This is a genomic window from Cellulomonas palmilytica (assembly GCF_021590045.1).
In the GTDB taxonomy this organism is placed as follows: domain Bacteria; phylum Actinomycetota; class Actinomycetes; order Actinomycetales; family Cellulomonadaceae; genus Cellulomonas; species Cellulomonas palmilytica.
In genome coordinates this window covers 3,458,960-3,477,101 of record NZ_CP062221.1, presented here as the reverse complement: position 1 = coordinate 3,477,101, position 18,142 = coordinate 3,458,960, and the positions used below count along the sequence as shown (strand labels likewise).

General features: G+C 73.8%; 16 protein-coding genes and 1 riboswitch. Of the genes, 7 read left to right on the top strand and 9 right to left on the bottom strand.

What is annotated here, in order from left to right:
- The first annotated feature begins 11 nt into the window (after positions 1-11).
- On the top strand, positions 12-7,019 hold the full coding sequence (gene pulA / locus F1D97_RS15665) for a pullulanase-type alpha-1,6-glucosidase (protein ID WP_236121422.1): 7,008 nt from the start codon (positions 12-14) through the stop codon (positions 7,017-7,019).
- Positions 7,020-7,140: 121 nt separating this feature from the next.
- Here the strand turns inward: pulA and F1D97_RS15660 are convergent, their stop codons facing one another.
- Complete coding sequence (locus tag F1D97_RS15660) at positions 7,141-8,541, bottom strand: extracellular catalytic domain type 1 short-chain-length polyhydroxyalkanoate depolymerase (protein WP_236121421.1); 1,401 nt, start codon at positions 8,539-8,541, stop codon at positions 7,141-7,143.
- A gap of 184 nt (positions 8,542-8,725) precedes the next feature.
- On the opposite strand from F1D97_RS15660, the gene F1D97_RS15655 reads away from it, so the two are divergent.
- The 3 genes from F1D97_RS15655 (at position 8,726) to F1D97_RS15645 (ending at position 10,939) form a co-directional block, all read left to right on the top strand.
- Positions 8,726-9,466, top strand: a complete 741-nt coding sequence (locus tag F1D97_RS15655) for a dienelactone hydrolase family protein (RefSeq protein ID WP_236121420.1) — start codon at positions 8,726-8,728, stop codon at positions 9,464-9,466.
- A gap of 170 nt (positions 9,467-9,636) precedes the next feature.
- A complete protein-coding gene (locus F1D97_RS15650) occupies positions 9,637-10,638 on the top strand; it encodes a malate dehydrogenase (RefSeq protein ID WP_236121419.1) in 1,002 nt (333 codons plus the stop codon).
- A 31-nt stretch (positions 10,639-10,669) separates the two neighbouring features.
- On the top strand, positions 10,670-10,939 hold the full coding sequence (locus F1D97_RS15645; RefSeq protein ID WP_236121418.1) for a DUF167 domain-containing protein: 270 nt from the start codon (positions 10,670-10,672) through the stop codon (positions 10,937-10,939).
- A 31-nt stretch (positions 10,940-10,970) separates the two neighbouring features.
- On the opposite strand, the gene F1D97_RS15640 is transcribed toward F1D97_RS15645, so the two are convergent.
- Together F1D97_RS15640 and purU are read right to left on the bottom strand one after the other, a co-directional pair.
- Positions 10,971-11,549, bottom strand: coding sequence for a GNAT family N-acetyltransferase (locus tag F1D97_RS15640; RefSeq protein ID WP_236121417.1), 579 nt, complete (start codon positions 11,547-11,549; stop codon positions 10,971-10,973).
- A 147-nt stretch (positions 11,550-11,696) separates the two neighbouring features.
- On the bottom strand, positions 11,697-12,572 hold the full coding sequence (gene purU, locus F1D97_RS15635; RefSeq protein WP_236121416.1) for a formyltetrahydrofolate deformylase: 876 nt from the start codon (positions 12,570-12,572) through the stop codon (positions 11,697-11,699).
- A 48-nt stretch (positions 12,573-12,620) separates the two neighbouring features.
- On the opposite strand from purU, the gene F1D97_RS15630 reads away from it, so the two are divergent.
- Both F1D97_RS15630 and F1D97_RS15625 read left to right on the top strand, forming a co-directional pair.
- Entirely contained in the window at positions 12,621-13,115 is a 495-nt protein-coding gene (locus tag F1D97_RS15630; protein WP_236121415.1) for a GNAT family N-acetyltransferase, read from the top strand.
- The gene (locus tag F1D97_RS15625) at positions 13,112-13,867 is read left to right on the top strand and encodes an aminoglycoside 3'-phosphotransferase (RefSeq protein ID WP_236121414.1); all 756 of its coding nucleotides are present in this window, start codon (positions 13,112-13,114) and stop codon (positions 13,865-13,867) included. Before F1D97_RS15630 ends, F1D97_RS15625 begins: the two co-directional genes overlap by 4 nt.
- Before the next feature lie 21 nt (positions 13,868-13,888).
- On the opposite strand, the gene F1D97_RS15620 is transcribed toward F1D97_RS15625, so the two are convergent.
- The 6 genes from F1D97_RS15620 to F1D97_RS15595 form a co-directional block, all read right to left on the bottom strand.
- Positions 13,889-14,209, bottom strand: a complete 321-nt coding sequence (locus tag F1D97_RS15620) for a hypothetical protein (RefSeq protein ID WP_236121413.1) — start codon at positions 14,207-14,209, stop codon at positions 13,889-13,891.
- A gap of 96 nt (positions 14,210-14,305) precedes the next feature.
- Entirely contained in the window at positions 14,306-14,791 is a 486-nt protein-coding gene (locus F1D97_RS15615; protein WP_236121412.1) for a VOC family protein, read from the bottom strand.
- 40 nt (positions 14,792-14,831) lie between these two features.
- The gene (locus F1D97_RS15610) at positions 14,832-15,305 is read right to left on the bottom strand and encodes an SRPBCC family protein (protein WP_236121411.1); all 474 of its coding nucleotides are present in this window, start codon (positions 15,303-15,305) and stop codon (positions 14,832-14,834) included.
- On the bottom strand, positions 15,302-15,649 hold the full coding sequence (locus F1D97_RS15605) for an ArsR/SmtB family transcription factor (protein WP_236121410.1): 348 nt from the start codon (positions 15,647-15,649) through the stop codon (positions 15,302-15,304). Before F1D97_RS15605 ends, F1D97_RS15610 begins: the two co-directional genes overlap by 4 nt.
- A gap of 245 nt (positions 15,650-15,894) precedes the next feature.
- Positions 15,895-16,410: an AAA family ATPase gene (locus F1D97_RS15600; RefSeq protein WP_236121409.1), complete on the bottom strand. Its 516-nt coding sequence runs from the start codon at positions 16,408-16,410 to the stop codon at positions 15,895-15,897.
- A 34-nt stretch (positions 16,411-16,444) separates the two neighbouring features.
- Entirely contained in the window at positions 16,445-17,407 is a 963-nt protein-coding gene (locus F1D97_RS15595; protein ID WP_236121408.1) for a DMT family transporter, read from the bottom strand.
- A 39-nt stretch (positions 17,408-17,446) separates the two neighbouring features.
- On the opposite strand from F1D97_RS15595, the gene F1D97_RS15590 reads away from it, so the two are divergent.
- Entirely contained in the window at positions 17,447-17,959 is a 513-nt protein-coding gene (locus tag F1D97_RS15590; protein WP_236121407.1) for a MarR family winged helix-turn-helix transcriptional regulator, read from the top strand.
- 77 nt (positions 17,960-18,036) lie between these two features.
- Positions 18,037-18,125, top strand: a riboswitch (ZMP/ZTP riboswitch).
- The last annotated feature ends 17 nt before the right edge of the window (positions 18,126-18,142 follow it).

Genomic DNA, 18,142 nt, shown 5'->3' with positions numbered 1-18,142 from the left:
GGAGTCGCCGCATGTCCAGCGCCCTCGCGCGAGCCCGCCGTCCCCTGTCGCTCCTGACCGCCGCCGCGCTCGCGCTGGTCGGCGGCGCCGTCGTGACGCAGGGGACGGCCACCGCCGCCGACCCGACGTACACGCTCGTCGGGTCGCTGCAGACCGAGATCGGGTGCGCCGACGACTGGGAACCCCCCTGCACCGACGGTGACCTCGCTCCGGTCGACGGCCGCGACGGCCACTACGCGACGACCGTGACGCTGCCCGCGGGCAGCTACGGCTTCAAGGTCGTCGCCGACCACGCGTGGGACACGGCGTACGGGTTCGGCGGGTCGAGCGACGCGGGTGCGCCGGACGTGCCGCTCGTGCTCGCGGGCACCACGCGCCTGCTCGTCGACTTCGACGTCGCGACGGGGCGCACGTCCCTGACGCCGGTCGACCTGCAGGACGAGGCCGAGCAGGACGCGGTCGCGCTCGCGCCCGTCCGCCAGCCGGGCTCGGGCCAGCAGTACTACTTCGTCATGACCGACCGGTTCGCCAACGGCGACGCGTCGAACGACCGTGGCGGCGTCACGGGCGACCGCCTGGTCACCGGCTTCGACCCGACGGACAAGGGGTTCTACCAGGGCGGCGACCTCGCCGGCCTGGTCGACAACCTCGACTACGTGCAGGGTCTGGGCACCACCGCGATCTGGCTGACGCCGTCGTTCACCAACAAGTACGTGCAGGGCGCCGGCACCGACGACGTCTCGGCCGGCTACCACGGGTACTGGGTCACGGACTTCACGACGCTCGACCCGCACTACGGCACGATGGCCGAGCTCGACGCGCTGGTGGACGCCGCGCACGACCGCGGCATGAAGGTCTACTTCGACATCATCGCCAACCACACGGCCGACGTGATCCAGTACGAGGAGGCGCCGGCGTCCGGCGACACCCCGTACCCGTACGTCTCGCAGGCGGACCGGCCGTACACCGACGCGGACGGCGACGCGTTCCAGCTCGCCGACGTCGTCGGGGGCACGTTCCCCGAGCTCGACCCGGAGACGTCGTTCCCGTACACGCCCGTCGTCCCGGACGACGAGGCGGACGTCAAGGTGCCCGCGTGGCTCAACGACCCGACGCTGTACCACAACCGCGGCAGCTCGACCTATGCGGGGGAGTCCTCGACGCTCGGTGACTTCGGCGCGCTCGACGACCTCATGACCGAGAACCCGGTGGTCGTCGACGGCATGGCGCAGATCTTCTCGGACTGGGTCGACCGGGGCGTCGACGGCTTCCGGATCGACACGGTCAAGCACGTGAACATGGAGTTCTGGGAGTCGTGGACGACGCAGGTCATGGACCACGCGCGTGCGACGGGCAAGGACGACTTCTTCATGTTCGGCGAGGTGTACGACGCCGACGCGGCGAAGACCAGCCCGTACGTGCGGCAGACCGACATGAGCGCGGTGCTGGACTTCGCGTTCCAGTCCGCCGCGTCGGGGTACGCCGGCGGCGGCTCGGCGCGGAGCCTCGCGGGCCTGTTCGCGTCCGACGACCTGTACACGATGCCGGACTCGAGCGCGTACGCGCTGCCCACGTTCCTCGGCAACCACGACATGGGGCGCATCGGCTACTTCCTGGCCGGCAAGGACTCCGCGCAGCAGCGGGACGTGCTCGCGCACCAGCTCATGTTCCTCACGCGCGGTCAGCCGGTCGTCTACTACGGCGACGAGCAGGGCTTCGCGGGCACGGGCGGCGACAAGGACGCGCGCCAGTCGATGTTCGGCACGCAGGTCGACTCGTACGCGGACCAGCCGCTCGTCGACGGCACGACGATGGGCACCGACGACCACTTCGACACCGGTTCGGCGCTGTACGAGGCGATCGCCGAGCTCGGTGCGCTGCGCGGCGGGCACGACGCGCTGTCCCAGGGCGCGCAGGTCGAGCAGCTCGTCGCCGACGGCACGGGCGTGTACGCGTTCAGCCGCGTCGACCGCGACGAGAAGGTCGAGTACCTCGTCGCGGTCAACAACGCGACGGCGACGCGCTCGGCGACGTTCACGCCGCTGTCCCCGGACGCGACGTTCGAGGCGCTGTACGGCGCGACGGGCTCGGTGACCGCGGACGACGAGGTCACGCTCGAGGTCCCGGCGCTGTCCGCGGTGGTGTACCGCGCGACGAGCCCGCTGCCCGCGCGCGCCGAGGCGGTCGACGCGCAGTTCGCCGGCACGCCGGGCCTGCCGGTCACGGCGCTCGAGGAGCTCGCGGTGACGCTCGGCGAGGAGGCGTACGCCGAGACGACGTTCTCGTGGCGCGTCGCGGGCGACGACGACTGGACGACGCTCGGCACGAGCGACACGGGCCGGCCGCGCGTGTTCCACACGACCGCAGGCCTGGCCCCCGGTGCGCTCGTCGAGTACCGCGCGGTGGTGCGGGACGCGAGCGGCAACACGTCGGTCACGACGACGTTCGCGACGGTCGGCGAGGGATACGGTCCGGGCACGCCGGTGGTCGCGGACGCCGAGAGCGTCGTGACGATCCCGGGCGAGCACAACTCCGAGATGGGCTGCGCCGCCGACTGGCAGCCGACCTGCGCGGCCGCCGAGCTCACGCAGCAGCCGGACGGCCGCTGGTCCGGCACGTTCACGCTGCCCGCGGGCACGTACCAGTACAAGGTCGCCGTCGGCGCCGCGTACCACGAGGCGCAGGGCGCCGAGAACGGCGGCTGGCACGAGAACTACGGCGAGGACGGCGTGAAGAACTCGCCGTCCGGCAACATCACGTACACCGTGACGGATCCGGACCGTCCCGTGACGTTCTGGTACGACCCGTCGACGCACCGCGTGGTCAACGACGCCGCGGGCGCCGTCTACACGGTCGCGGGCGACTTCCAGTCCGAGCTCGGCTGCTCGGGCGACTGGAGTGCCACGTGCCTGACGGGCGTGCTGGCCGACCCCGACCGGGACGGCGAGTGGACCTACACGACGTCCGCGATCCCCGCGGGGACGTACGAGGCCAAGGCCGTGCGCGGTTTCGACTGGGCGACGAGCTACGGCACGGCCGGCGGCGGCAACGTCGCGTTCGCCGTGACCGCGGAGACCCCGACGGTGACGTTCCACCTCGACACCGCGGCGGGCGTGCTGACGATCGACGCGGGAACGCCGACCGAGCCCGGCCCGGGCGACCTCGTCGTGAGCGTGCCCGGCAGCCACAACAGCGAGATGGGCTGCCCGGGTGACTGGGCGCCCGACTGCGCCGACGCGCGCCTCGAGCTGCAGCCCGGCGGCGTCTACGCCGGGACGTTCACGATCCCCGCGGGCGCGTACGAGTACAAGGTCGCGATCGGCGGCTCGTGGAGCGAGAACTACGGCGCCGGCGGCGTGCGGGACGGCGCGAACGTCGCCTACACGCTCGCCGAGCAGTCCGACGTGACGTTCGTCTACGACCCCGTCTCGCACCTGTTCACGTCGACCGCGCAGGGCCCGCTGTTCACGCTCGCGGGCGACTTCCAGTCCGAGCTCGGCTGCCCGGGCGACTGGCAGCCCGACTGCCTCGCCGCGCTCCTGCAGGACGGCGACGGCGACGGGACGTTCACGTTCTCGACGACGGCGCTGCCGACAGGCTCGTACCAGGTGAAGGTCACGCAGGACCGGTCCTGGGACCTCAACTGGGGCGAGGGCGGTATCCCGGGAGGTGCGAACATCACCTTCTCCGCCAGCCAGGGCAAGCAGGTGCTCTTCACGTTCGACTCCGAGACGAAGGTGCTCACCGTGACCGTCCAGGACCCGCCGCTGCCCGGCACCGGGCAGGCCCGTGCCCACTGGGTCACGGCCGACACGCTCGCGTTCCCGCGTGACCTGCTCGGTGACCTCGACGCCGCCGACCTGACGTGGTCGCTGCACGCGTCGCCCACGGGCGGCCTCGAGCTCGCCGACGGCGCGGTCGAGGGCGGCGAGTCGCTCGCCCTGACGTACGACCCGGCGGGGCTGCCCGCGGACGTCACGACGACGTTCCCGGCGCTCGCGGGCTACGCGGCGCTGCACCTGTCCGCTCCCGACGCGGCACGCGCCGCCGAGCTGCTCGAGGGTGAGCTCCGTGTGCTCGCCGCGGGCGACGACGCCCCGGCGGCGTTCACGGGGGTGCAGGTCCCGGGCGTGCTCGACGACCTGTACGCCGACGCGGCGGCCGACGCGGACCTGGGCCTGACGTGGGACGACGGCACGCCGTCGTTCGCGCTGTGGGCGCCGACCGCGCAGGACGTCGACCTGCTGGTCTGGACCGGCGACACCTCGGCCGAGCCCACGCGGGTCGCCGCCGAGCGCGGCGACGACGGCGTGTGGCACGTCGAGGGCGACGCCGACTGGACGGGTGCCGCCTACCGGTACGCGGTCACGGTGTACGCCCCGAGCCTGCGGCGCGTCGTCGTGAACGACGTGACCGACCCGTACTCGGTCGCGCTCACGACGAACTCGACCCACTCGGTCGTCGTCGACCTGGCCGAACCGGCCACGCGGCCGGCGATCTGGGCCGACACGCCGTCCCCGACGGTGGAGCAGGCCGTCGACCGGGCGATCTACGAGCTGCACGTGCGCGACTTCTCGATCGCCGACGAGACGGTGCCCGAGGCCGAGCGCGGGACGTACCTCGCGTTCGCGCGGGACAGCGACGGCACGCGGCACCTCGCCGCGCTCGCGGGCGCGGGCCTGACGACGGTCCACCTGCTGCCGACGTTCGACATCGCGACCATCGAGGAGGACCGCACGCAGCAGGAGAGCCCGGCGTGCGACCTCGCGTCGTACGCGCCGGACTCCGAGCAGCAGCAGGCGTGCGTCACCGCGGTGGCCGACGCCGACGGCTTCAACTGGGGCTACGACCCGTTCCACTACCAGGTGCCCGAGGGCTCGTACGCGGTCGACCCCGACGCGCGGGTCAGCGAGTTCCGCACGATGGTCGGGGCGCTGCACGCGACGGGTCTCGAGGTCGTGCTCGACGAGGTCTACAACCACACCTCGGCGGCCGGCCAGGCCGACACCTCGGTGCTCGACAAGGTCGTGCCGGGCTACTACCACCGCCTCGACGCGGCGGGCGCGGTCCAGACGAGCACGTGCTGCTCGAACATCGCGACGGAGCACGCGCTCGCGGGCAAGCTCATGGTGGACTCCGTCGTCCTGTGGGCGCGCGACTACAAGGTCGACGGCTTCCGGTTCGACCTCATGGGGCACCACTCGGTCGCCAACATGCAGGCCGTGCGGGCGGCGCTCGACGAGCTGACGCTCGCCGAGGACGGCGTCGACGGCTCGCGCATCTACCTGTACGGCGAGGGCTGGAACTTCGGCGAGGTCGCCGACGACGCGCTGTTCGAGCAGGCCCGCCAGGGCAACCTCGGCGGCACCGGCATCGGGACGTTCTCCGACCGGCTGCGCGACGCGGTGCGCGGCGGCGGCCCGTTCGACGAGGACCCCCGCGTCCAGGGCTTCGGCTCGGGTCAGTTCACCGACCCGAACGGCGCCGCGGTCAACGGCGACGCCGCGGCGCAGGAGGCGTCCCTGGCGCACCAGGCGGACCTCGTGCGGCTCGGCATGGCGGGCAACCTCGCGGACTTCAAGCTCCTCGCGGCCGACGGGACCGTGCGCACGGGCGCGCAGCTCGACTACAACGGCCAGCCGGCCGGGTACGCGACCGAGCCCGACGAGGTCGTCACGTACGTCGACGCGCACGACAACGAGACGCTGTGGGACTCGCTCACCATGAAGCTCCCGCAGGCGACCTCGATGGACGACCGCATCCGCATGAACACGCTGTCGCTCGCGACGACCGCGCTCGCCCAGACGCCGTCGTTCTGGCACGCGGGCGCGGACCGGCTGCGCAGCAAGTCGCTCGACCGCAACAGCTACAACTCGGGCGACTGGTTCAACGCGATCGACTGGACCGGCCAGGAGAACGGGTTCGGCAAGGGCCTGCCGCCGCGGCCCGACAACGAGGCCAAGTGGCCGTACATGGCCCCGCTGCTCGCGGACCCGGCGCTCAAGCCGTCGGCCGACGACGTCGCCACGGCGTCCGACGCCGCGCTCGACCTGCTGCGCCTGCGCTCCTCGACCCGCCTGCTGCGCCTCGGCTCCGCGGACGCGATCGAGACCAAGCTGACGTTCCCGAACAGCGGCCCCGACGCGACGCCCGGCGTGATCGTCATGAGCATCGACGACACGCTCGGCGAGGACGCGGACCCCGCGCTCGACGGCGTGCTCGTCGTGCTCAACGCCGGGACGGAGGCGACCACGCAGGTCGTCACCGAGCTCGCGGGGCGCGAGTACGCGCTGTCCCCGGTGCAGGCCGCGGGGTCCGACGAGGTCGTCAAGGCGACCACGTGGGACACGGCGACCGGCACGGTGAGCGTCCCGGCACGCACGGTCGCGGTGCTCGTCGAGGTGCAGGAGGACGGCGGACCCACGCCGACGCCCACGCCCACGCCGACCGGCACGGCGACCCCGACGCCCGGCCCGACGGGCACGGCCACCCCGACGCCCGCGCCGACGACGACGCCCAAGCCGCACCCGACGCCGAAGCCGCACCCCACGCGCACGGCGAAGCCGCAGCCCACGCCGAAGCCGCACCCCACGCGCACGGCGAAGCCGCGCCCGGAGCCGACGGCCAAGCCCGGCCCGAAGCCGCGGGTGCAGCTGTCCGCGGGCGAGGTCCGGCGGGGGAGCACGGTCCAGGTGCGCGCGTCGGGCTTCACGGCGGGCGAGAAGGTCCAGGTGTGGCTGCACTCCACGCCGGTCCTGCTGCTCGGCGGCACGGCCTCGGCGACGGGTGCGGTCGACCTGACCGTGACCATCCCCGTGGACGCGGCGCTCGGTGAGCACACGCTCGAGGTGCGCGGGCTGACCTCCGGGCTCAGCGGGTCCGCCGCCGTCCAGGTCGTGGCGGCCGACGCGGAGCTCGGGGTCACGGGCTTCGACGCGGGGCTGGCCGCGCTCGCGGCCGCTGCGCTCGTCGCCGGTGTCGTGCTCGTGCTCGTCGTGCGACGGCGACGCGAGGGGTGACCCGAGCGGGCGGGTGAGCCCGCCCCGAGCACGCAGGAGGGGCCCGGTCCGACGACCGGGCCCCTCCTGCGTCGGCCGTGCTCAGCCGTGCTCAGCCGTGCTCGGCCGTGCTCAGCCGTGCTCAGCCGCAGAGCGTGCCGTTCAGCGTGAATGACGACGGCGGCGTCGCCGAGCCGGAGTGGCTCGCGTTGAAGCCGATCTGCACGTTGCCGCCGATCGGGATGGTGCCGTTCCACGGCGCGTTGGTGAGCGTCACGGACTGGCCGGACTGGCTGAGCTGCGAGCTCCACGCCTGCTCGACGCGCTGGCCGGCGGGCAGCGTGAACCGCAGCGTCCAGCCGTTCACGGGGTTGGCGCCCGCGTTCGTGACGGTCACGTTCGCGGTGTAGCCGGTGTTCCACGCGTTGACCTTGAACTCGACCCGGCAGCCGGACGGCACGGTCGTCGTCGGGGTCGCGGTGGGCGTCGACGTGGGTGTCGGCGTCGGGGTGGGCGTCGGGGTCGGCGACGCGCTGTCCGTCGGGTGCGGGCTGCTCGTCGGCGACTGGGTGGGCGCGGGGCCGTCGAGGCCGAAGAAGTGGATCGCGGCCGCCGCGTCCACGGGCAGGTTGTGCCCGGTGTTCCCGAGGCTGTGCGCCTCGACCGGTGCCTGGTCGCCCGTCGCGCCGTACCGCGTGCGGGTGTCGTTGCCGCTCACGGACGTCGCGGCGGGCGTCGCGGACACGCCGAGCACGTTCGTCCACTGCTCGATCGCCTCGCGGTGGTTCGCGTACGCGAGCGTCGTGTCCTGCGTCCCGTGCCAGAGCTGCACGCGTGGGCGCGGGCCGCTGTACCCGGGGTACGCCGCGCGTGCCAGGTCGCCCCACTGCGCCGCGGTGCGGTCGATCCGCCCCTGCGCGCAGTCGCTGTTCCAGGGCGCCTGGTTCGACGAGCCGGGCGCCGGCTGCGACGTCGAGAAGCACGTCGCGGGGACGCCCGCGAACGCCGCGCCCGCCGCGAACAGGTCGGGGTACGTCGCGAGCATCACCTGCGTCGTCATCGCGCCCGACGAGGTGCCCGTGACGAACACGCGCGACGTGTCCGTCGAGTAGGTGCGCTGCACGTACCGGACCATGTTCGCGATGCTCGTCGGGTCGCTGCCGCCGTCGTGCCGCAGCGCCGCCGCGGACGACACGTCGAAGCACGCGCCGGGCCGGTCGGCCTGCGGGTAGACCGCGATGTAGCCGTACCGGTCGGCGAGCTCGTCGAACTGCGCGCCGGAGAACATCGCCTGCGCGGTGCCGGTGCAGTAGTGCACGACGACCAGCACGGGCGCGTTCGGCTTCACCGAGTCCGGGACGTACAGGTACATGCCGAGCCCGCCGGGGTTCTCGCCGAAACCTGACACCCGGGTGAGGGACGCGGCCTGCGCGGGTGGTGCGGTGGTGGTCGTGGTGACCAGGGCACCCACCGTCGCGAGGCTGAGGGCGGCCAGCGCGGTGCCGGCCAGGGCGCGCAGGCGCCGGGACGAGGACGTCGTCATCGATGACCCTTCCGTCGGGCGGGCCCGCGTGCGCACGCCCGCTCGGGAAGCGTCGTCCCGCCGCGTGACCAGCGACAACTCGGCCGCGGGCGATGAACCGATTCGCCTGCCGTCCGAGGGGGCGGCGTGCCGCCCGGGTATTCGCCTTGTGGCCCGGCGTGGGGACTCGTACGGTGCCGGGACCATGCCCGCCACCCCCGCACTGACCGTCGTCGACGAGCAGGGCCTCGACGGCGGCGTCGTCGAGCGCGACGTCATGATCGGCGACGTCCCCGGCGCCCTCTGGGTGCCCCCGTCGACGCCCGCGCCGCTGGTCCTCATGGCCCACAACAACGGGCTGCCCCGGACCGACGCGCGGCTCGTCGCCCGCGCCCGCTGGACCGCGACCACGCACGGCTACGTCGTGGCGACGGTCGACGCGACGGGCTGCGGGGACCGCCCGCGCCCGCCCGCGGTCGACCGCGCCCGCGCCGACCTGCGCCGCGCCGCGCAGGCCGGGGAACCGCTCGGCCCGGTCCTCGAACCCATGGTCACCGCGCTCGTCGCAGGCGCCGTCCCGGACTGGCGCACCGCGCTCGCCGTGCTGGTCGAGCTGCCCGAGGTCACCGGGCCGGTCGGCTACTCCGGCTGGGCCGCGCTGGGGATCGCGCTGGCCGCGGCCGAGCCGCGCATCGAGGCCGTCGCCCTGTTCGCCGGCGGACACGTGCCCCGGCCGCAGCGCGAGCAGGTGCGGGACCTCACCGTGCCGCTGCTCCTGCTGCTGCAGTGGGACGACGAGGGCAACCCCCGCGCGGACGCCCTCGACCTGTTCGACGCCTGGGGCGGAGCGGAGAAGACGCTGCACGCCAACGCGGGCGGGCACCTGGGCACGCCGGTGTTCGAGCTCGAGGACTCCGGCCGGTTCCTCGACCGCCACCTGCGGTGAGGTCCGCCCCGCCCGGCTAGCGATGCACAGCGCCGCGGTCGATCCGCCGCGCGTCGCGCGCGGCGTACCTGCCCCGGCGACGACTGCGCGCGATAGGTTCGGCGCAGGCCGTCGGACCGCCCACGAGGCTCCGGCGAGCCGCACGCCCGGTCGACCGAAGGAGCCCGCCCGTGTCCGCACCCCACGCCGAGAAGACCCCTGCCGTCGTCACCGTCACCGGTGCCGCCGGGCAGATCGGGTACGCCCTGCTGTTCCGCATCGCGTCGGGGCAGCTCCTCGGACCGGACACGCCCGTGCGGCTGCGCCTGCTCGAGATCCCGCAGGCCGTGCGCGCCGCGGAGGGCACGGCGATGGAGCTCGACGACTGCGCGTTCCCGCTGCTCGCGGGCATCGACATCACCGACGACGTGAACGCGGCGTTCGACGGCACGAACGTCGCGCTGCTCGTCGGCGCCCGCCCCCGGACCAAGGGCATGGAGCGCGGCGACCTGCTGTCCGCGAACGGCGGGATCTTCGCGCCGCAGGGCGCCGCGATCAACGCGGGCGCCGCGGACGACGTCAAGGTGCTCGTCGTCGGCAACCCCGCCAACACCAACGCGTTCATCGCCGCGTCGCACGCGCCCGACGTGCCCGCCGAGCGGTTCACCGCGATGACGCGGCTCGACCACAACCGCGCGCTCGCGCAGCTCGCCGCGAAGACCGGTCGCCACGTCGACGAGATCCGCCACCTCACGATCTGGGGCAACCACTCCGCGACGCAGTTCCCCGACCTCACGCGCGCGACCGTCGCCGGCACGCCCGCGACGGACCTCGTCGACGCCGCCTGGGTGTCCGACACGTTCATCCCGACCGTCGCCAAGCGCGGCGCGGCGATCATCGAGGCGCGCGGTGCGTCGTCGGCCGCGTCGGCGGCGAACGCCGCGATCGACCACGTGCGCACGTGGGTCGACGGCACGCCCGCCGACGACTGGACGTCCGCGGGCGTCGTGTCCGACGGGTCCTACGGCGTGCCCGAGGGGCTCATCTCGTCGTTCCCGGTGACGTCCGACGGCTCGTCCTGGTCGATCGTGCCCGACCTCGAGCTCGACGCCGACTCGCGCGCCCGGCTCGACGCGTCCGTCGCGGAACTCGTCGAGGAGCGCGAGGCGGTGCGCGCGCTCGGTCTCGTCTGACCGCCTCGGCGTGCGGGAGCGGGGCTGAGCCGTGCGGGTCGCGATCCGGGTCAAGCCGGGCGCGTCGCGCACGCGCGTCGGTGGTGCACACGGTGACGCGCTCGTCGTCGCCGTGTCCGCACGCGCCGTGGACGGCGCCGCGACCGAGGCGGCGCTCTCGGCCGTCGCGGACGCGTTCGGCGTGCGGCGCCGGCACGTCGCGCTCGTGACGGGCGTGACGAGCCGCGACAAGGTCGTGGACGTCGACGACGACGCGCTCGACGACGGGCCCACCCGCCTCGCGGCGCTCCTGGGCGGCTGACGCTCGGTCGGAGCCCGGCACCCGCCGCGGGTCAGTCCATGAGCTCCTTGCGCACGACGACGCGCGGGCGGCCGCCGCTGCGTCCGGTCGTCGGCGCGACGACCGTGAACCCCGCGCGCTCGAACAGGCGCGTCGTCCCGACGTACCCGGAGATCACGTCGACGCGCTCGCCGGGCGCGACCTGCACCGGGTAGCCCTCGACCACCCCGGCGCCGTGGGCAGCGGCGTGCTCGACGGCGCCGCGCAGCAGCGGCGCCATGAGCCCGCGGCCGCGGTGGCCGCCGCGCACGACGAAGCACACGACGCTCCACGCGTCGCGCTCGTCGACGAACGGGATGGTGCGGGACGCCATGAGTCGCCGGTACGAGCTGCGCGGCGCGACCGAGCACCACGCCACGGGCTCGTCGTCGACGTACGCCAGCACGCCGGGCCCGGGCTCGCGCGAGCACGCGTCACGCATGTACGCGGGCCGGTCCTCGTTGGCGACCCGCGAGTCCCGGTAGGACACGCACCAGCACCCGGCACCGCCGGGCTTCTTGACGCCGACGACCTCGGCGAAGTCCTCGAACCGCCCCACGGCGGACCGCACCACGACCTCGTCGTCGCTCACGGGAGGAAGCCTGCGCGCCACGCCCCGACGCTAACGCCCACCGCCGACAGGTCGCCGCCGGTCGCGGCTCCGTCGCGAAGTCGCGAGTTTCTCGCCAAGTCGTGCAGACGAACGCACGACTTCGCGAGGAACGCACGACCTCACGGGTCAGCGGAAGACGATGGTGCGGTGGCCGTCCAGCAGGACACGGTGCTCGGCGTGCCAGCGCACCGCGCGGGCCAGCGCCCGGCGCTCGACGTCCTGCCCGAGCGCGACGAGGTCGTCGACCGACTGCGTGTGGTCCACGCGCTCGACGTCCTGCTCGATGATCGGCCCCTCGTCGAGGTCGCCCGTCACGTAGTGCGCGGTCGCGCCGATGAGCTTGACGCCGCGGTCGTGCGCCTGCGCGTACGGGCGGGCGCCCTTGAACGACGGCAGGAACGAGTGGTGGATGTTGATGACGCGGCCCTCGAGGCGGCGGCACAGGTCGTCGGACAGGATCTGCATGTACCGCGCGAGGACGACGAGCTCGACGTCGAGCTCCTCGACCAGCTCCAGGAGCCGCGCCTCCGCCTCGGCCTTGGTCGCGGCCGTCACCGGGACGTGGTGGAACGGGATGCCGTAGAAGTCCGCGAGCGGCTCCAGGACGGTGTGGTTCGAGACGACGGCGACGAGGTCGACCGGCAGCTTCTCCGAGCGCTGCCGGAACGCGAGGTCGTTGAGGCAGTGCGCCGCGGTCGAGCCCATGACGAGCGTGCGCACCGGCCGGCCCGCGACGTCGAGCGACCACGTCATGTCGAACGAGGCGGCGATGCGCTCGAGCGCGCCCGCGAGCTCGTCGTACGTGACCGCGGACGTGACCTGCACGCGCATGAAGAACAGGCCCGTGAGCGGGTCCCCGAACTGCTGCGACTCGGTGATGTTGCCGCCGTGGTCCGCGAGCAGCCCCGCGACCGCGTGGACGATCCCGGGGCGGTCCGGGCACGAGAGGGTCAGGACCCAGTGGGTCTCGCCGGGCGTCGTCGGGCTCGCAGTGTGGGACACGAGTCCCGAGAGTAGTGCGCCGCGCCGCGCGGCTGACACGATGGCCGCATGACGGCCGACCTCGACATCCGCCCGGTGACCACCGACGACGCCGGCGAGCTGCTCACGCTGCGGCGCGCCGCGTTCGTCACCGAGGCCCAGCAGTACGGCGACCCGAACATCCCGCCGCTCACGCAGACCATCGAGGAGCTCGTCGAGGACCTGCAGCGCGAGGACGTCGTGACGCTCGGCGGCTGGCACGGCCACCGCCTCGTCGGCTCGATCCGCGTGCTCATCGAGGACAAGAAGGCGACGCTCGGCCGGTTCGCGGTCGCGCCCGACCTGCAGGGCAAGGGCTTCGGCACGCAGCTGCTGCTCGCGATCCTGCCGTACCTGCCGGACGGCATCGAGGAGGTCTGGGTCTTCACCGGCCGCGACTCGGTGCAGAACATCGCGCTGTACGCCAAGCACGGCTACGAGCACCAGCACGACCAGACCGCGGGGGACCTGACGTACGCGTTCCTGCGCAAGTCGCTCGTCGACACCCCCGCCGACGACGAGTGAGCCGCGCGCTCGCCGGGGCGCCGACGGGACCCGTCGAGGTCCCGGACCAGGTGTACGCGCTCGTCGGTGACGCGCCGTTCGTGGCGGACCCGCCCGTGCGCGCGGTGTGGCGCAACGAGGACGGCGGGACGACGTTCGTCGCGCCCGTGCACGGCCTGTACGTCAAGTGGGCGCCCGCCGGGACGCCGCTCGACCTCGCGGCCGAGGCGGAGCGCCTGCGCTGGGCCGCGGCGTACACGTCCGTGCCGCCCGTCGTGCAGCACGGCGGCGACGACGAGGGCTCGTGGCTCGTGACGCGCGCGGTGCCGGGCCGCAGCGCGGTGGACCCGGTGTGGCTCGCGCGTCCGCTCGACGCGGTCCGGGCGGTCGGGTGGGGACTGCGCGCGCTGCACGACGCGCTGCCGGTGGCCGACTGCCCGTTCACCTGGTCGGTCGACGAGCGGCTCGCCCGGGTCGCCGACCGGGACGCCGCCCGCCGGCTCGGGCCGCCGCCGCCCGTGGACCGGCTCGTCGTGTGCCACGGCGACCCGTGCGTCCCCAACACGCTGCTCGACGATGCGGGGGAGTGGGTAGCGCACGTCGACCTCGGCCGACTGGGCGTCGCGGACCGCTGGGCCGACCTGGCCGTGGCGACCTGGAGCACCGAGTGGAACTACGGGCCGGGCTACGAGGAGGCCCTGCTCGAGGCGTACGGAATCGACCCTGACCCGGAGCGCACGGCGTACTACCGCGCGCTGTGGGACCTCGGCTGAGACGCGACCCGCGAGGTCGTCTCAGCCCTCGGGCAGGTCCCAGCCCTCGTCGGCGCAGACCGCCAGGAACGCGTCCGCGCCGGCCGCCTGCGCGTCGTCGGGTGTGGCCGCCAGCGCCTCGAGCGCGTCGGCGACCGGGCCGTCCTGCGCCTCGCCGAGCCGGTCGCGCGACGTGGCGACGGTCTCCTCGAACTCGTCCGGGACCTGCCCGCCGGTGCTCCACGCGTGCACGTGGTTGCACGCGTCCGCCTCGCCGCCGGAGACCCCCGACGAGCACGCACCCAGGACGAGCACGGTGGGGATGACGACGAGGGCGCGAACCCGGGCGGACGACCTGCGCATGGCGGCGAACCTACCGCCGCGCCGCGGCGCGGAGGTGCGGTTCCGAGCGGACGGCCCGCCCCGCCGCGCAGATCGACCCGATCGGGCTCATGGCCGTCACTCGCCGCGGTAGGCGGCCTCGATCGGGGCGATCTCGATCTTGGTCTGCGTGAGCATGACCTCGGTCGCCCGCGCCTTGCCGTCGGGGTCGGCGTCAGCGCCCAGCGTGAGCTCCATGAGCGCCATCGGCACGACCTGCCACGAGACGCCGAACCGGTCGGTGAGCCAGCCGCACGCGACGGGTTCGCCGCCGTCGGCCAGCAGCGCGTCCCAGTAGTGGTCGACCTCGGCCTGGTCGGCGCAGTCCACGATGAACGAGAACGCCGCGTTCAGCTGGAGCGTCGGGCCGCCGTTGAGCGCCTCGACGCGTTGGCCGTCGAGCTCGTACTGGACGATGAACGGCTGCCCCTTGGTGACGCCCGGCATGTCGGTCGGGGCCTCGAAGACGTTGAGGATGCGGGAGTTGGGGATCACCGAGACGTAGAACTGGGCGGCCTCGAGCGCGTCGTCGGAGAACCAGAGGTGCGGGCGGACGATGCCCATCGTCGTGCTCCTTCTTCGTCGGTGGGGTGGGGGTGGCCTGTCAGGCCGCGACGATCGCGTCGAGGCGCGCGTAGCCCTCGGTGACGCCACGCTCCATGCCGCTCGCGACCATGCCGTCGCGCGACTCGAGCGTGGGGTAGACGGAGTGGATCTCGAGGCGCGTGCGGCCGTCGCCGAGGTCGACGAAGCGCTGCGTCTCGATGGCCACGACGTCGGGGAAGCCGAGGAACTCGAAGGTCTGGATCGCGAGCTCGTCGGTCCGCACGGTGTGGAACGTGCCGCGGAAGCCGTACGTCTCGCCGCTCGGTTCGGTCTGCTCGAAGCTCCACCGCCCGCCGGAGACGAAGTCCCACTCGGCGATCTCGGTGGACAGCCCCTGCGGGCCCACCCACTTCGCGAGGAGGGTCGGGTCGGCGTGCGCGGCGAACACGCGCGCCACCGGCGCGTCGAACTCGCGGGTGATGTCGATGAACGGGACGCCGGCCGGCGCGTCGATCTGCACGGGGTTGGTCATGACGGGTCCTCCTGCTGGGGGTGGTCCTGCGCGAGGAGCGCGTCGAGGGACCGGAAGCGGCTCTCGTGGATCAGCCGGTAGCGGTCGATCCACGCGGTGAGGCGCTCGAGCGCCTCGGGGGCGAGGTGCACGGGGCGGCGCTGCGCGTCGCGCGTGCGGGTGACGAGGCCCGCCTGCTCCAGCACGTGGATGTGCTTGGAGACCGCCTGCAGTGAGATGGCGTGCGGTTCGGCGAGCTCGTTGACGGTGGCGGGGCCGCGCGACAGGCGAGCGACGATCTGGCGACGCACGGGGTCGGCCAGGGCCAGGAAAGCCCGGTCGAGCCGTTCGTCGTCCTCCACCACGGGTGTCCTCCGGGCCGGGGTGTGCCGGCCGTTCTTGTATTCAACCTGAACGTTGAATACGACGCTACGCCCGCCCCGCCCGGACCGCAAGGCCTCGCGGGATGTCGGCCATTCCTCGCTGAGTCGTGCGTTCCTCGGTGAGTCGCGCAGTCCTCCGCACGACTCACCAAGCGAGTCACGACCTCCCGAGCGAGTCACGACCTCCCGGGCCGCTCACGACCTCTCGAGCAGTGCGCTTGCTCGTGTCAGGGCAGGTGGGCCAGGACGGCCCGGGCCACCTCGTCGGGGGTGCGGCCGTCGGTCGCGACGACCGGGCCGCGCGCGGCGAGGTGGTCCGCCGCGGCCGAGTACCGCGCGACCTGCGTGCGCCGCCATGCGCGTGCGCCGGGGTCGGTGGTGTCGGCGTCGATGCGGCGGAGCAGCTCGTCGGGCGACGCGTGCAGCGTGACGTGCCGGACCTCGTGCCCGCGCGCTGCCAGGCCGCCGAGCACCTCGTCGGCGTGCGCCGCGTCGAGCAGCGACATCGGGACGACGACGAGGTCCGTGCCGTCGGCTCGTCGGGACGTCGCCCGCACGGTCCCGCGGCGCCACGCGCGCAGGTCCTGGTAGTCGCTCACGCCGGTGACGCGGCCCACGGTACGGCTCAGCCACCAGCCGAGCGCCTCGGGGTCGTGCGTCCGGGTGTGCGGCCGCCGCGCGGCGAGCTGCGTCGCGCAGGTCGTCTTGCCCACGCCGAACGCTCCGTTGAGCCACAGGATCATGGCGACCGACGCTAGTGGTCCGGTGGGGATTAGGTCACGCGGCTCCGGCGCCGGTCGTGACGGGTCGGCGCGGGTCCCTCGAGGCGGTGCGCGTCTCGACGGGTGCGTCGGCGGGTGCTGCCGGGGTGCTCTCGCTGCGGGTGCGGCGTGCGAGGGTCGGGTGGCCCAGCGCGACGCCCGCGAGCACGACGAGCGCGCCCGCAGCCTGCTGCAGCGTGAGCCGCTCGTGCGCGACGAGGAGCCCGAGCGCGAGCCCCGCCACGGGGTTGAGCAACCCGACGAGCCCGACGGTCCCGGCGGGCAGCCGGCGCAGACCGGCGAACCAGGCGAGGTAGGCGAGCGCGGTCGCGGCCAGGGACAGGAACGCCATGCCGGCCCTGGCCGGGCCGTCGAGACGCGGGGGAGCGCCCTCGACGACGAGCGCCGCGACGAGCAGCGTGGTCCCGCCGGCGACGAGCTGCCACGCGGTCGAGGAGACGACGTCCACCCGGTCGTCGTGCCAGCGCTGCGCGAGCACGAACCCGACGCTCGACATGAGCATCGCGGACACGGACGCGACGAGCCCGCGCGGGTCGAGCGACGTGCCTCCCGTGAGCACCATCGCGCCGACCCCGACGAGCCCGAGCAGGCCGCCCGCGACGGCGGGCAGTGCGGGGCGCTGCGCGACGAGCGCCCACGCGATGAGCATCATGACGAGCGGCGAGGTCGCCATGACGGTCGCCGCGACGCTCGTCGGGAGCAGCTGCGCCGCGACGTACACGAGGACGAAGAACGCGCCCATGTTGAGCGTGCCGAGCACGAGCGAGCGCCACCACCACGAGCCGTGCGGCATGCGGCGCGCGACGAGCAGGAGCACGAGGCCCGCGGGCAGTGCGCGCAGCGCGGAGCCCCACAGCGGCGAGTCCGCGGGCAGCAGGTGCCGCGTGACGTAGTAGCTCGCGCCCCAGGTCAGGGGTGCGTACGCGGTGAGCGCCATGTGCCGCAGATTGCCTTCCATGGAAGACAATCTATCTTGCTCGGAAGATATTGTGGCGAGATGTCCGCCACACCCGACCGTCTCGACCTCGTCCAGGCCGCCTGGCGGCGTGAGCGCCCCGACCTCGACCCGTCACCGCAGGGCGTCATCGGCCGGCTGCACCGCGTCGCGGGGCACGTCACGGACGAGCTCGTGGCCGTGTACGGCAGGCACGGGCTCTCGGAGGGCGACTTCGACGTGCTCGCGACGCTGCGCCGCGCCGGGGAGCCGTACGAGCGCACCGCGGGTGACCTCGCGGCGCACACGCTCGTCACGTCGGGCGGGATGACCAAGCGCATCGACCGCCTCGAGCGCGCGGGCCTGGTCGTGCGACGCGTGGCCGACGACGACGCGCGCTCGCGGCTCGTCGCGCTCACGGCGGCCGGGCGAGAGCTCATCGACGCGGCGTTCACCGACCACCTCGCCAACGAGCACCGCCTGCTCGCGGCCCTCGACCCGCAGGACGTCGCGGCGCTCGAGGGCATCCTGCGACGCTGGCTCGCCCAGCTGGAGACCCCGCCGTCCACGGCCTGACCGGCGCCGCGGGCCCCGCTCGTGCCGGGCGCTCGAGACCGGAAAGGGGAAGGGCGCTCGGGGTGGGCTTGGTAGGGTGAGCGCGTCGCGACTGGCGCAGAGGTGGGTCACCACCGGGGAGCGACGCAGCAGCTGGACCACGGGGTCGGACGCCTGGGCCCTCGGTCGCCTCATCACCGGACC